The organism is Bacillus sp. LJBV19, assembly GCF_017797845.1.
GTDB lineage: Bacteria > Bacillota > Bacilli > Bacillales > Bacillaceae > Bacillus > Bacillus velezensis.
Map to the genome: position 1 here is coordinate 1,918,039 of NZ_CP072563.1, position 16,212 is coordinate 1,934,250.

The 16,212-nt window shown below is 48.2% G+C and carries 1 protein-coding gene; it reads right to left on the reverse strand.

Going from position 1 to position 16,212, the window contains the following annotated elements:
- Window positions 1-43: 43 nt before the first annotated feature.
- The gene (locus J6600_RS09280; protein WP_209388298.1) at window positions 44-16,168 is read right to left on the reverse strand and encodes a non-ribosomal peptide synthase/polyketide synthase; all 16,125 of its coding nucleotides are present in this window, start codon (window positions 16,166-16,168) and stop codon (window positions 44-46) included.
- Between the last annotated feature and the right edge of the window lie 44 nt (window positions 16,169-16,212).

Below are 16,212 nucleotides of genomic sequence, written 5' to 3' on the forward strand. Positions count from 1 at the left end.
CCCGTAAAAACACCATGCCGGGGACAGCCGGAACCGGCCGTTTTTAGAAATTCAATTCGATTTCGCTTGCAAAGTGTTCACTTTTGTTTACTTTCTCACTTAATTGAATTTCTTTTAAAGGAATCGATGGGTCTTTTATGATCGCCGACAGAATCATGGCGTAATCCTTGCTCAGCGTAGCGATGGTTTTCTGTTTGAACAGCTTCGTGCAGTACTCAAAGCTTCCTTGAATCTCGTGCGGATTCATCACGAAGGTCAGCTGCAAATCAAATTTGGCCGCCGTATTCGTTTGTTCATATGGTCTGACCGCGAGAGAGTCCAATTCGATATCCGTTTGTTCCGTATTTTGCAGAACAAACATCGTATCGAATAACGGATTACGGCTTAAGTCCCGTTTCACTCCCAGTTTCTCAACTAATTCTTCAAAAGGATACTCTTGATTTTCATAAGCTTTCAGCATCGTTTCTTTTGTTTCCGTTACATAGTCCATAAAGGTCTTTTCTCCAGCCGGAGCCGTACGGATGGCCAGCGTATTCACAAACATCCCGATAATATGCTGTAAATCTTCATGCATTCTTCCCGCAATAGGCGTACCGACGACGATATCTTCCTGACCGCTGTATTTGGCCAGCAGTATGTTATAGGCTGACAGCAAGATCATGTAAGCGGTCGATCCGGTCAATTCTTCCATCTGTTTTATCCCCTGGACCACGGTCTCATCGAGAGCGAAATTGTATCGCTTGCCTTCAAAGCTTCGAATTCGCGGTCTGGCAAAATCTTTCGGCAGCTCAAATGGCGGGAGTTCCTCATGAAATACGTTCAGCCAATAGTTCTCCTGCCTCTTGATGCGTTCCCTCTGCTCCGCCTGCTGCTGCCATACAGTGTAATCTTTGTATTGAATCCGGAGCGGGGTTAATTCTTTGCCGTCATACAATTGAATCAGTTCTTCAACAAAAATATTCATAGAAGCGCCGTCTGAAATGATATGATGCATGTCAAACATGAAAACATGTCTGTCCTGTTCTAATTCGATGAGTCCGGCCCGAAGCAACGGAGCCTGACTGAGATCGAAAGGCCGCACGAAATTGCGGAACAGCTCCTCGACCTGCTCATCAGCTGCTTTGTACCTTTCTATAGAGAAATCCGCCTGCGGCTTGATCACCTGCACCAGCTCTCCGCGGACCATTTCAAATCCGGTTTGTAGCGATTCATGGCGCTGGATCAGACTTTGGAACGCAGATTGTAAACGATTCATGTCGATCCTGCCTTCCAATGTCAAAATGCCCGGCATGTTGTAACTTAGTTCTCCGCCTTCAATTTGTGTAGACAGGTAAACCATCTTTTGTACAGAAGATACAGGATAAACATCTTTGGCTTCTGCAACAGGGATTTCAGCCGGTCCGCTGGTTTCCGCGCCTGCAATGACCCTCGCCATTTCTTCAATCGTCGGGTATTGAAACACTTCTCTCAATGAAATGCTTTTGTCGAACTGCTTATGGATCTTGGTAACGAGCGTCATTCCCCGTAACGAATGCCCGCCTAGATCGAAAAAGTTATCTTTGACGCCGACTTGTTCTACCTTCAATACTTCTTTCCAGATGTGAACCAGCTGCTCTTCCGGTTTTGTCCTTGGAGCAACATAGTCAATCCCGGTCTGCAAGCCTGCTTCAGGCAGCGGTAACGCGCTGCGATTCACTTTTCCATTGGAGGTTAACGGCATTTGCTCCAGCTGCATCAAGTATGAAGGAACCATGTAGCCTGGTATTTGATCGGAGAGTTTTTCTTTAAGCTGATTGATCGGCAGTGACTTCTCCCCTGTAAAATAGGCATACAAATCGCTTTGCCCCTCTGCATTTTCTCTGGCCAGGATCACCGCTTCTTGTACATGCTCGATGTTGAGAAGAGCGGCTTCCACCTCGCCAAGTTCGATCCGGTAACCGCGAATTTTGACCTGATGATCCTTTCTTCCGGCATATTCAATGTTTCCATCCGGCAGGTAACGGGCAAGATCGCCTGTTTTATACATCCGCTCTCCGATTACAAACGGATCGGCCACAAACTTTTCGCCCGTTAATTCAGGCAAGTTCAGATATCCTCGTCCTACTCCGTCTCCGGCGATGCACAGCTCACCCTTTACACCTATAGGCAGCATCCGATCATGGGAATCAACAATATACACACGGTTGTTGCCCAGCGGTTTGCCGATCGGCACGTAACCGCCGTCGTCAGCGGATGCCAATGTCTCCGGTACGATATGAAAGACCGATGCATCCACACAGGTTTCCGTCGGACCGTATACATTGGTTATGAGCGGCATTGATGACCCGTTCGAAGCGAACAATTCAAGCAATTGCGCCGCCGTCGCCTGCGGGAGCGCCTCTCCTCCAATAAGCATGTGCCGGATCGTTACCCCATGAAGGCTGTCTGCAGCGATAAGCAATTGCAAATGTGACGGTGTTCCGTCTGTTACGTCAATGCGGTGGGTGCGATAATAGTTTGACAAGGCATAACCGTCTGATACTGATGCTTTAGGGACGATATACAGTGCATGTCCCCCTAACAGTGCCGCGAAAATTTGCTTGACCGATGCGTCGAAATAGTACGGTGCCAACAGAGACACACGCAATCCCGAATCATAAGCACCGTACACTTGTCCGCGGAGCCCCTCCATCAAATGAAGGACCTGGCGATGCTCAATCAGCGTGCCTTTTGGCTTGCCGGTTGTGCCTGATGTGTAAATCACATACGCCAAGTGATCCGGTCCGGCTGCCGTCACCAGATTCGAGCCGTCCCCGCTGTTCATTCGTTCGTCATTCAGCAGTAAAATCTCTCCGGCAAAGGATACACGATCTTGTAAATGGGGCTGTGCCAGCAGAACCTTTGCTCCTGAATCCTCCAGAATATAGCGGATGCGTTCCTGCGGGCTGTCCGGATCCATCGGCACATACGCGCCCCCGGCTTTCAGGATCGCCATAATCCCCACGATCATTTCCAGAGAACGTTCTGCCAGAATACCCACAGGCTGGTCAGGCTGTACGCCTTCGCTTCTTAAAATCCGCGCCAGGCGGTTGGCCCGCTCATTCAGCTCACGGTATGTGAATCGGCTTTTCTCGTAAACTGCGGCCGTATGTTCCGGCGTGCGCTCCGCCTGCTCCTCGAATAATTGGTGAATTGTTTTGTCCCTTGGGCAGTCTATCGCCGATTGGCCCCATCTCTCCACAATCTGCTCTTTCTCCTTCGCGGTGATCATCTCCAGCGATGAAAGCGGCGCCTGCGGATCATTCGCAATCGCCTCGATCAATTGGATAAAGTGCTTTGCCATGCGTTCCGCAGTTTCCTGCTTGTACAGCGCTGCCGCGTAACTGATCATACCTGTAATTCCGTCTTCATTTTCTGCCGCTTGGAACGTCAGGTCGAACTTCGCCATCGCATGGTTGTCCGGATAAGGGGTAAAACGCACATCATCGAGGCTCAATTCTCCCCGTTCTGTGTTTTGCCATATGAACATCGTGTCAAACAGCGGATGGCGGCTGAAATCCCGGGACACATTCAGCTTGTCCACCAGTTCGTCGAATGGATACTCCTGGTTTTCGTACGCTTTTAATGTATGCTCTTTGACTTCCTGCACGTATTCCCGGAATGTTTTTTCCCCGACCGGATTCGTTCGTATCGCCAGTGTGCCCACGAACATGCCGATTAAGCTTTCCAAATCCGAATGGGTTCTTCCGGCAATCGGGCTGCCTACTACGATGTCTTCTTGCCCGCTGTATTTGGCCAGCATGGTCGTATAAGCAGCCAGCAGCACCATGTACAGCGTGCTTTCGCTCTTCACCGCCAAGCCTTTCAGCTGTTCCGTCAACTCCGGTCCGATGACAAACTCGATTTGTCCTCCTTCAAAGCTCCGCGCAGCCGGTCTTCCGTAGTCGGTTGGCATATCCAACACCGGAACCTCTCCGCTGAACACATCCAGCCAGTACGCTTCCTGTTTCTTCATCCGTTCGCTTTGCATATCCGACAGCTGCCACGCCGCATAATCTTTATACTGAATCCGCAATGGCGGCAACTCTTTTCCTTCATACAATGAAACGAACTCTTCAATCAAATTCTTGATAGATACGCCGTCTGAGATGATATGATGCATGTCAAACAGCAGCAAATGGCGGTCTTTTGCAAGCTCGATCAGTCCTACCCGCAGCAGCGGCGCTTTCTCCAAGTCAAATGCCCGCACAAACCCATGAACGAGGGCTTCCGCCTGTTCTTCTTTCGCCTGAGTGAATTCCACTGCAAATGGGACGTCGTCATAAATCCGCTGCACCGGTTCTCCATCTATCAGTTCAAAGCCGGTACGCAGCGTTTCATGGCGCTGAATCAGCTTGCGGATCGCCTTCTCGACAAGTTCCCGATTCAGAGCTCCATCGGCTCTCATGACACTCGGCATGTTGTAGCTCAGCTCTCCGCCTTTCAGCTGGTTCAAAATGTACAGCCGTTTTTGCGCCGAGGAGACGGCATAGTATTCTTTTGCTTCAACGGTCGGGATAGATGTATATGCCGTGTGTTTCATTCCGGTAATCGTTTCTGCCATTTCTTCAATTGTTGGCGACCGGAACACTTCCCGCAGCGGCAGGCTGACCCCCATCTCTTTGTGCAGCTTCGCCGTCAGAGTCGTTGCCCGCAGCGAGTGACCGCCGATGTCGAAGAAGTTGTCTTTCACGCCGATACGCGGAAGTCCAAGCACCTCTTTCCAGATATGCGCCAGCTGCGCTTCCGCCGCTGTACGGGGAGCAACGTATTCGCCCCCCGTTTGCACGCCTCCTTCTGGTGCTGGCAATGCTTTGCGGTCGACTTTTCCGTTTGCCGTGAGCGGCAAACGCTCCAGTTGGATAAAGTACGACGGGATCATATACCCCGGCAGTTCCTGCGACAGCGCTATTCGCAGCTCGCTCACCATCAGCTCGGTGTTCGCTGAAAAGTATGCGCATAGCTGCTTTTCTCCGTCTCCGTCTTCAAGAGCGGTGACTACTGCTTCCTGTACCGACCCTATCTTTAAGAGCTGAGCTTCCACCTCGCCGAGTTCGATCCTGTATCCTCGAATTTTCACCTGATGATCGATCCGGCCCAAATATTCGATGTTACCGTCCGGCAGCCATCTCGCCAGATCGCCCGTCCGGTACATCCGTTTGCCGGGTTCGAACGGATGATCCACGAACTTCTCCGCAGTCAGCTCCGGACGGTTCAGGTACCCCCTCGCCAGTCCGTCGCCTGCGATGCAAAGCTCTCCCGGTACTCCGACTGGCTGTAGACGCATTGATCCCGGTGCCATCATATACAGCTGTATATTCGAGATCGGCTTGCCGATCGGTACTGATGCATACGCTTGGTTCGCTTCGCAGTTGAAGTACGAGACATCGACCGTTGCTTCCGTCGGGCCGTACAGGTTGATCAGTCGGGCGCCGTTCACAGGCGTAATAAGGCGATGAAATCTTGCCGTATGTGCCGGCATTAATGCCTCGCCGCTTGCAAACACTTGCCGCAACGTACGCAGCTTGCTTGTCTGTCCGCTCGCCGTCTGTGTTTCCGCAAACTTCAGGAAGGCGTGCAGCATCGCCGGGACGAAATGCATTGTCGTGATACTTTGCTCTTCTATTGTGTTCCAAATCACTTCAGGGTCTTTCTCTCCACCGAGCGGAAGCAGGCACACCTTCGCACCGGTCAAAGCCCACCAGAACAGCTCCCATACCGAGACGTCGAAGGTGATCGCTGTCTTTTGTAAAATCGTATCGCCGCTGCCGATCGGATAAGCCTTTTGCATCCACATCAACCGGTTTATAACCGGACGATGTTCAACCATAACCCCCTTGGGCTTGCCGGTCGATCCGGACGTGTAAATTACATATGCCCTATCGCCCGCACCGGACAGCGGCTCCAAGTTAGAAACGTCATCATCATAAACGGAAGTATCATCGAGATCGATGACCGTTCCTGCAAAAGCAACCCGTTCTTTCACGTGACGCTGTGACAGCAGCAGGGTCGCTCCTGAATCTTCAAGGATGTAGCGGATGCGTTCCTCCGGGTAATCCGGGTCGATTGGCACATAAGCGCCTCCCGCTTTCAGGATTGCATAAATCCCCACCATCATTTCTAGAGAACGCTCAGCCATGATCGCAACAAGCTGGTCGGCCTGTAGGCCTTCAGCTCGTAAAGTACGTGCTAGTTGATTGGCCCGTTCATTTAACTCAAGGTATGTCATACGCTGCCCCCCGAATATAATCGCCTCATGGTCCGGCGTCCGGAGCACTTGTTCCTCGAACAGCTGATGAATCGTTTGTTCACGTGGGTAATGCATTTCGTTAGACTGAAAACGGCTGTGCAGCTGTTCTTTTTCTTGCTGCGTCAGAAGTTCCATTTCTTCTATTTTGACAGACGGCAGCTGCAATACTTGCTGCATAAGCTGTTCAAAATGTCCGCGAATCCGCTCTGCTTCTGATTGTCCATATTCATTTCGGTTAAAACTAAAATGAACGGTGAGTTGTTCGCCAGGGATGACAACTACATTAAAATCGTAATGGGTGTGTTCTTCTATATGGAAATTCACGATATTTAAATCCGCAGCATCATGGCCCTCTTCAACTTGCTGCCCTATCGGATAATTTTCAAAGATCATGATATGATCAATTAAGTTTTGCTTTTGTTCCGTTTGGGCCTGAATTTCGTATAAAGGATAGGTATCGTACGATTGGGAAGCCAGCGCGTTTTGTTGAACCATTTGCATCGTATCAGCAAAAGTGCTGTCTTCATCGCAGCGGATGCGAACCGGAATGGTATTGATGAACAGGCCGATCATCTGTTCCACATCAGGAATTTCCGCCGGCCTTCCCGACACAACACTGCCGAAGACAACGTCTGCGGACCCGCTGTATTTCTGTAATAAAACTCCCCATAACGTTTGGATCAACGTATTTAATGTAACCTGATGCTGATTTGCGATCTGCTGTAATTGTTTTGTCTGTTCGTGATTAAATCGGCAGATCACATTGGCATAGGCGTATTCTTTTTGTTCATGCTGCGCTATTTTATGAAGAAGCGTGGTTTCACCTTTATATCCTTCAAGATACCCGCTCCAGTACCGCTTTGCCGCTCCCTGATCTTGGCGGTCAAGCCACTCGATATAGTCGCTGTAAGGAGCTGCCGATGACGGTTCTGGTTCCCTGCCTTCCTGTAAGGCGCTATAATGATCAAACACTTCCTTCGTGATAAGAGACAGGCACCAGCCATCCATCACAATATGATGGAAGCTCCAAATCAAATGATATTTGCGGTCTTCCATACGGAAAATCGCTATGCGCATCAGCGGATCCCGAGCCAAGTCAAATCCTTTTGCCTTATCTTCTCTTTGATAGGCTGCGATTGCATCCTCGCGCAGGTGCTCCTCTCTATCACGCAAATCTGCAAAATGAATTTGCGGTGTTTGCGTTTTATAGACAATTTGTAAAGGAGTATCGTTCCAGCCGCTGTAAAAACGGGTTCTGAGCACGGCGTATGTTTCAAATAATCGTTCAAGGCTTGCTTTAAACCAATCAATCTTTAACTCTCCCTGCAAATCGAACGATGCTTGTTCAAAATAAGAACTTGAGGCCTCGTCCAGCAGGCTGTGGAAGAGCATTCCTTTCTGCATCGGAGTGAGCGGATACACGTTTTCAACCTCACCTGCATGCGGCAGTTGAATGAGGAGCTGATCCAATTCGTCAATGGACATGCCTTTTAACAAAATATCGCTTGGCGTCAGTTCCGATTGTTCTTTATGAACGCAATGCGTAATGATGGTCCGCAGGCGGCTTTGAATCGTTTCCGATAACCGCATGATCGTTTCTTTTGCGTACTGTTTGCTGCTGTAGCTGATCGTAAGCTTCAGCCGGCCCTCGGTGATCATTCCGTTTATATTCAATACATACGGTCTTTCTTGATTTCCGCTTGAGTCTGAACCGCAAGAATAAGAAGATAATTGAACCCCATGCTGCTGTAAATCTTGGTCAAACTGTCCCAGGTAGTTAAAGCTGATCTCAGGATTGAGTTTCGATGGCATTCCGCCGCTTAAGTACCTTGTTATTCCATATCCGATCCCTTTATGCGGAATTTGGCGCAATCCTTCTTTGGTCGTCTTGATATAATCAGAGATTTCTTTGCCCGGTTGCGCGTGCAGCACAACCGGATACAGACTTGTAAACCACCCGACCGTGCGGGAGATATCTATATCCTGTATAATCTGTTCTCGGCCGTGTCCCTCTAAATGAATCGGAATTTGTTCCAGTCCTGACCAATGCGATATGGAAAGACCCAGAGAAGTTAAGAGCAAATCGTTTATTTCCGTGTTATAAGCGCGATTCGCTTGTTTTAATAAGAGCTCCGTTTCCTCTTTCGTCCATTCCACAGCTGCTGTTTCACTGTCTTTTGCAGTAGTATGAGTTTCATGAAAATCTTTAGGCAGCGGTTTGACTTCGGTTTGTTCGATCTTTGTCCAATATTCCTGTTCTTGTTTTATGGTTTCACTTTGCGCGTATTCTGAAAGTCTCTTAGCCCATAATTGGAAAGAGTCTGTTTTTTGCGGCAGTTGAATCACTCGCCCGTTCTCGGCTTGCTTGTAGCCGCTAACGATATCTTCCAGTAAAATGCGCCATGAAATCCCGTCTACAATCAAATGATGGATGGCAATGAGCAAATGATCTCCATTTGCGCATTGAAACAACCCGGCTTTCATTAACGGCCCATCACTTAAACGCATACTGCTTTGTATCTCATCAGCCTTGGCTTCAATTGTCCGTCCCGGGTCGGAATCTTCTTTCAGATTCAGGACGTCTAAGCGGTACAGTCCGCTTTGGGCGATTTCTTCATTCTGTGCCTCACAGCCATTTTCCGTAGTCCGGAACGTCATGCGGAGCGCATCGTGATGTTCAGCAAGCTTTTGCAGGGTTTGACGAAGCTGCGTTTCCTGAAAACCTTCCGGCGCATGCAGCATGACGGCTTGATTGTAATAATGCTGATCTGTCGTTATGTGATCAAAGAACCAATGCTGAATAGGAGTCAGGCTGACTTTTCCTTTGACCTCACCTTGATCGGCTATACGCAGATTCTGCTTGATATGCGGACTCAATTCTGCAATTGTTGCATATTGAAACAAGTCTTTGATTTCCATTTTGTATCCTTGCTGATTTAATCTGGAGGATACTTGAATGGATTTAATGGAATCTCCGCCAAGGTCAAAGAAATTATCAAGAATACTGACGTTTTCAGCGCCTAATACCGATTCCCAGGCAGAAACTAATATTTCTTCCGCTTTTGTTCGGGGAGCTTTATACTCTGCTCTGTCCTGCAGTTCGAAATCCGGAGCCGGCAGCCCTTTTTTGTTTATTTTTCCGTTAGAAGTTAAAGGCATTTCATCAAGCTCGATAAAATAAGCCGGAACCATATAACTTGCAAGGGTTTGAGACAATTGTTTCCGGAGCCGGGCTCCCGTTGTTTGTCCGCCGCTCACGTAATATGCACACAATTGTTTAAACCCGTGGACATCCTCTCTGGCTGTAACGACAGCTTCCTTGATCGCTTCTTCTTGAAGCAGTGCCGCCTCGATCTCGCCTAATTCGATACGATAGCCTCTGATTTTCACTTGTTCATCTATTCTGCCCGCATATTCAATGTTTCCGTCCGCCAGCCACTTCGCCAAATCTCCGGTCTTATACATCTTGGCTCCGGGTTCAAACAGGTCATCGACAAATTTTTCCGCCGTTAATTCGGGACGGTTTAAATATCCTCTTGCCACACCGGCGCCGCTGATATAGATTTCTCCCGGGACACCGATCGGTGCGGGTTTCATATTTTCATCAAGAACGTAAATGCTCGTGTTTGCCGCAGCGGTTCCGATCGGTACCGATTCCCGCCTGTCCTTTGCGGCATCATAACGGTAAATCATGCAGCCGACAACGGTTTCCGTCGGTCCGTACTCATTGCATATTTCAATCCGGCCTTCGAACTGTTCGTGAATGCTGCGGGCTAACCGTGTGCTTAAGTTTTCCCCGCCCACAATCATTCTTCGGACAGCCGTTTGATCGGCAATGTTCATTTCTTTCAAAACCTGCAAATGGGCCGGGGTCAATTTAATGATATCCACCCTCGGGTCCCGCACAATCGATTCAAGCAGAGCTGTTTTATCCTCTCCGTCATAGACGATGATTGCATTGCCTGTGACAAGCGGCGTGAAAATAGAAGTCACCGTCAGATCAAAAGAAATTGACGAATACAATGGGAAGTTGGCTTTCTCGCCTTTTACATAAACCTCTTTCGCCCACCAAATATAATTGGTCAAGCCTCGGTGCTCGATTAGTACGCCTTTTGGCCGGCCTGTGGAACCTGACGTATAAATGACATATGCCAAATGGCTCACATCATTTATCGGAGCAAGGTCAGAGCCATCTTGGTGATAAGAACTTTCATCATCAAGTAAAACCGTGACGCCTTCATAGGCAAGCTGTTTCCTGACGTCCCGCTGCATTAAAACGATTCCGGCTTGGGAGTCATCCAGCATATACCGGATGCGGTCTTGCGGATATTCCGGATCTATAGGGACATAGGCTCCGCCTGATTTTAAAACGGCAAGGATTCCGACCACCGATTCGATGCTGTTTCTTGTGATGATGGCTACAGGCTGATCCGTCTGCACTCCTTTCGCTCTTAACGTTCGCGCCAGGCGGTTGGCCCGCTTATTGAGCTCTCCGTACGTGAGCTGCCTATCCTTATCAATGACGGCTGCTTGATCGGGCGTACGCTGCGATTGCTCTTCAAATAATTGATGAACCGGCGTCTGCGGAAACGGCGCGGCCGTGTCGTTAAGCGTCTGCAGAAGGGTTTTTCTTTCTCCTTCCGTTAACAATTCCGCTTGATCCACCCGGATATCCGCATCTGTCACGACTTGATGCAGGATTTGCATGAAATGTTCCCGAACCCGCTCTATGCTTGCCCGCTCATACACATTTGCATTGTATTCAAAAGAGATGTTCATCTCGTCGCCCGGTATAACGGTCAAATTAAAATCATAGTTGGTCTGTTCTTCCATTTGTACGTTGGAAATCGTGATGGATGTTCCGTTTTGGCGGCCTATACTTTCCATATACTGATCAACCGGATAATTTTCGAATATCATTAAATGTGTAATTAAATCTTGCTTTTGCGTTGTACGCGCTTGAATATCGTACAGCGGGTGCGTCTCAAATTGTTGAGACGCTACAGCCCTTTCCTGCGCCTCTTTCATAAGCCCGGCAAACGTTGTCCCTGCTTCACACCGGAACCGGACGGGAATGGTGTTAATGAATAAGCCGATCATGGTTTCCACGTTTGGAATTCCAGCAGGTCTTCCGGATACAACACTTCCAAACACAACGTCCCGGCTTCGGTTATATTTCTGCAGCAAAACCGCCCATGCCGTCTGCAGCAGCGTGTTCAGCGTGACATGATGCTTGCCTGCCGTCCGCTTCATTTTCGAAGTGAGATCGGAGCTTATGTCACACGTCACTTTTTCAGGAACGTATCGTCCGTCTTCCGCTGCATGGTGATCCTTAGGAAGGCCGGTTTGCTCCTCATATCCCTCTAAGTACTGATCCCAATAAGCCGCGGCCTCTTTCGCATCTTGCCGGCCGAGCCATTCAATATATTGACTGTACGGAGTGATTGATGATTGTTCAGGCTGCCTTTGCTGAAGCAAGGCAAAGTAATTCTCGAATATTTCTTTTGTAATCAGCGGCAGGCACCAGCCGTCCATCAAAATATGGTGGAAACTCCAGATAAAACGGTATGTTTTTTCATCCGTACGAAGGATGAATAACCGCATTAACGCGCCTTTTTCTAAGTCGAACCCCCGCATCTTATCTTCTCTGGCATACTGCTGAATCATCGCTTCTTTTTGTGATTCCTTCATCTCTCGTAAGTCATTGAATTGAAAACCGATTTTTTTCGTTTTGAATATGATTTGGAGCGGCTGATCCTTCCAGCCTCTGTAAAAATTTGTGCGGAAAATATCATATTTTTGCGATAAGCCGTCCAAGCTTTTTGAAAATGAATCAATCTCCAGATCTCCATGCAGATCAAACATCGTTTGCTGAAAATAAGCACCTGAATTCGGATCAAATAAGCTGTGAAACAGCATGCCCTTCTGCATCGGCGTTAATGGATAAATATTTTCCGCTTCGCCTAATTCACGCGTCTGCTCCAAAAGCTGTTCCAGTTCGTCGATTGAGATGTCTTTTAACAGGATGTCACTTGGTGTGAGAGAAGTCTGCTGCCGGCTTACGCAATGCGCAATGACTTCTTGCAGACTTTCTTTCAACCCCCGGGCAAATTGCGCCATAGTAGATCTTTCGTATTGTTTGCTGCTGTAGCTCAGTGTCAGTGATAATGTCCCTTCGGCAATCATGCCGTTCAAATCAAGCACGGCCGTTCTCTCTTGGTTTTCGTTCATTGATAACCCTGTGGAAAAAGGCGAGATGCGTAAAGCCTGATGCTTCAGGTCTTGGTCAAATTGTCCCAAATAGTTAAACGATATCTCCGGATTCAGCTGCAGGCTGTCGGCTTCCGGGTGCCCGGATATATATTTGATGATGCTGTAATTCATTCCTTTGTCAGGGATACGGCGCAGCCCTTCTTTCACGATCTTGATCCGCTGCGACAGGTTTTTTCCGGCTTCCATTCTCAGGACGACAGGGTACTGGCTTGTGAACCATCCTATCGTGCGGGAAATGTCAGCATCCGGAATAATCGGTTCTCTCCCGTGGCCTTCCAAATTCACGACAATGTCTTCCGTGCCTGTCCACTTGTGAACGGCCAGCCCTAACGAAGTCAGCAGCAGATCGTTGATATCCGTGTTGTAGGCGCGGTTCGCATGTTTTAATAATTGCTCCGTTTCCTCTTTTGTCCATTGAATCGTCACTTCTTCGCTGTCTCTTAATAACGATCCTTCGCTGATAGTGTCCTTAGGCAATGGTTGAGGCTTTATACTTGAAAGCTCAGTCCAATACGCAATCTCCTTTTCCATATCGGTTTCCGCCGCATATTTGGACAATTGATCGGCCCAGAATGGAAACGAATCTGTTTTTTGCGGCAGCTGGATCGTTTGTCCGCGTTCTGCCTGCTCATAACCGCTTGCAAAATCTTCGAGCAAAATACGCCAGGATACTCCGTCAATCAGCAAATGATGAATTGCAATCAGCAAATGATCTCCGTCCGGACATTGGAACAAACCGAGCTTCATCAATGGCCCTTTGTCTAATACCATGCTGCTTTGAATCTCATTCGCTTTATCGGCAATCGCTTGAGCCGGATCGGTTTCCCCTTTATAATTCATCACTTCCAGATGGTATAGTTCACTTTCATCTGTTCCTGTAATTCGCGGAGCGTATCCATCCGGCGTTTTTTCAAAAATCATCCTCAAGGCATCGTGATGCGACGCGATCCGTTCCATCGTCCGGCGAAGCGGAGCCTCTTGAAAGCCTTCCGCCGAATATAACATGACGGCCTGATTGTAATGGTGTGCATGCGGCATTTTTTGCTCAAAAAACCAATGCTGTATCGGGGTCAGCTTGGTTCCGCCATTCACTTCTCCTTGATCAGCCACCCTGCTGACCGGCGCTACAAACTGACTAAGTTCAGCAATCGAGGGGTGTTTAAACAAATGCTTCATATCAACCTTGTATCCGGCTTGATACAATCTGGATGACACCTGAATTGATTTAATCGAATCTCCGCCAAAATCAAAGAAATTATCCAGAATTCCTATACGTTCTGCCCCTAATACTTCTTGCCAGATGGACGCCAGCAGTTCTTCTATTGTGTTCCGCGGGGGTATGTATTCGTTTTCCGTCCGCGTATTTTCGTCAGCAGCAGGCAAAGCTTTCAGATCAATCTTTCCATTGGAAGTGAGCGGAATGCGTTCCAAAGGGATAAAACGGGAGGGAATCATATAATTCGGCAGTTCCCGGGATAAGTCTTCTCTGAACTGCGCAGCGGTCAAAGAAGGCTCGCCGACATAATAGGCATACAATTGTTTGGCCCCGTCTGCGCCTTCCCGCGCGACGACTGCGGCTTCACGAACGTTTTCCAGGTTGAACATGGCTGCCTCTACCTCGCCGATCTCAATCCGGTAGCCGCGAATTTTCACTTGATGATCAATCCGCCCTAAATATTCAATCCGTCCATCTGGCATCCATCTGGCGAGATCCCCCGTTTTATACATCTTTTGACCAGGGACATGCAGATGCTCCACAAATTTTTCCTCCGTCAATTCAGGCCGATTGAGGTAGCCGCGGGCCACTCCCGCTCCTCCGACATACAGCTCTCCCGGTACGCCGATCGGCTGGATTTGATGGTGCGCTCCTAAAATATAAGCTTGATGGTTGGCCACCGGGCTGCCGATTGTGATCTGTTCATCAGCGGACTGAACAGGGTGAAATGTAGATACCACGCTGTTTTCTGTCGGTCCGTATTCATTATTGATCCGAATGCGAGGCTGCAGAGAATGCAGCTTCTCAACTGTATCTGTTTCCAGCTGCTCACCGCCTACAACAACATGCTGAACATGGATGAAATCCTCTCTGTTCATCTGTTCGATCATCGTTTTCAGAAGACGGGGAGAAGTTGAGAAATGGGTAATTCTTTCTTGTTTTATGGCATTTTGAATGGCGAAAGTTTCTTTATTCTCTTCATTAGGCAAAAGGTGCAAAGTTGCCCCCGAGATGAGCGGGCCGAAGAAATTTAAAATGAACGCATCAAAAACATACGGGTACAAGACAAGCACGCGATCCGCCGGAGAATGCTTAAAAAACGCCTTCTTCCACTGAAGCGAGTTTACAATGCCGCCGTGTTCAACCATGACCCCTTTCGGCTTTCCTGTTGTACCCGACGTATAAATGACATAGGCTAAATGGCTGTGTCCCGCTACTGATGATAACAATGAGTAATCGGCATGGTATGATGTTTCATCATTCAAATCGATCACCGGGCCGTCAAAGGCGAGACTGTTTTTTAAATGATGCTGAACAAGGAGAACGTCTGCATCCGCATCATGAAGCAAATATTGAAGCCGCTCTGTTGGATATTCAGGATCCAGGGGCACATAAGCGCCCCCTGCCTTCCAAACGGCTATAATGGATACGATCATCTCTAAAGAACGATCAGCGAGAATGGCGACTAACGTATCGGGTTGAACCCCGCAATTACGCAATGTTCTTGCCAAACGGCTCGCCTTCTCATTCAGTTCCCTGTACGTCAAATGGTCGTTTTTAAACTTGACGGCCGTATGCTCAGGCGTTCTTTCTGCCTGCTCTTCAAATAATTGATCGACTGTTCTGCTCCCGGAGAAATCTGCGCCGGTGTCGTTAAAATCAAACAATAGCTTCTGTTTTTCCGCTTCCGGTAAGATCTCTGCCGTATGGATCGCGGCTTGAGGCTGAAACAGGATCACAGACAGCAGCTGATCCAAATGGGATACAATTTGATTGATATAGCGCTCATCGTACAGATTGCCGTTATAAAAAAGCTTCAAATGAATCCCGTTGTTCTCCAAATCAAAGTGAAACAGCGTATCGGTTGCAGTATCTTCTTTAAATTGCAAGGAATGAATTTCGTTAAGCGAAACGACGGTATGAATCAGAGGCATATGCTCGTCATTGTATTGCACGCTCAGATGCCGGACCATTTTTCTAAACGGCAGGTTTTGATTTTTCAGAGAATCATTAACGGCTTCTTTCAGCTGCCCGAATACGGTTTTAAATGTGCTCTCGTTTGAAAGCGTATTTTTTAAGAGGACAATGTTGTTAACGGCTGACTGGCCGGCTTTTTGCTTCGATACCGTTGGAATGCCAAGAATCAGGCTCGTTTGATCCGTATATTTATATAACAAGCATTCAATACCCGCCAATAAAATCAGATAGGCAGCCATATCGGAATGATTCGCCATTGTCATGATTCTTTGAGATACTTCCGGAGATAAGGAACGGCAGATGCATTTTTCCTGGTAGCCGGTACGGGCCAACGATGCTTTATCCGCTGCTTTAAAGTAAGGGAATGCGCTTAGGCCGTCTTCTTCATCAAACAGGTTTTCCCAGTACGTTTCTTGAGTTTTAAATACCGACATTGGAGCACCTCATTTTATATATTTTAAAGAAATAATGCTTTTCC

Excerpts from the sequence above, each read along its gene's own strand:
- J6600_RS09280 (WP_209388298.1), bottom strand. The coding sequence starts at position 16,168 with ATGTCGGTATTTAAAACTCAAGAAACGTACTGGGAAAACCTGTTTGAT.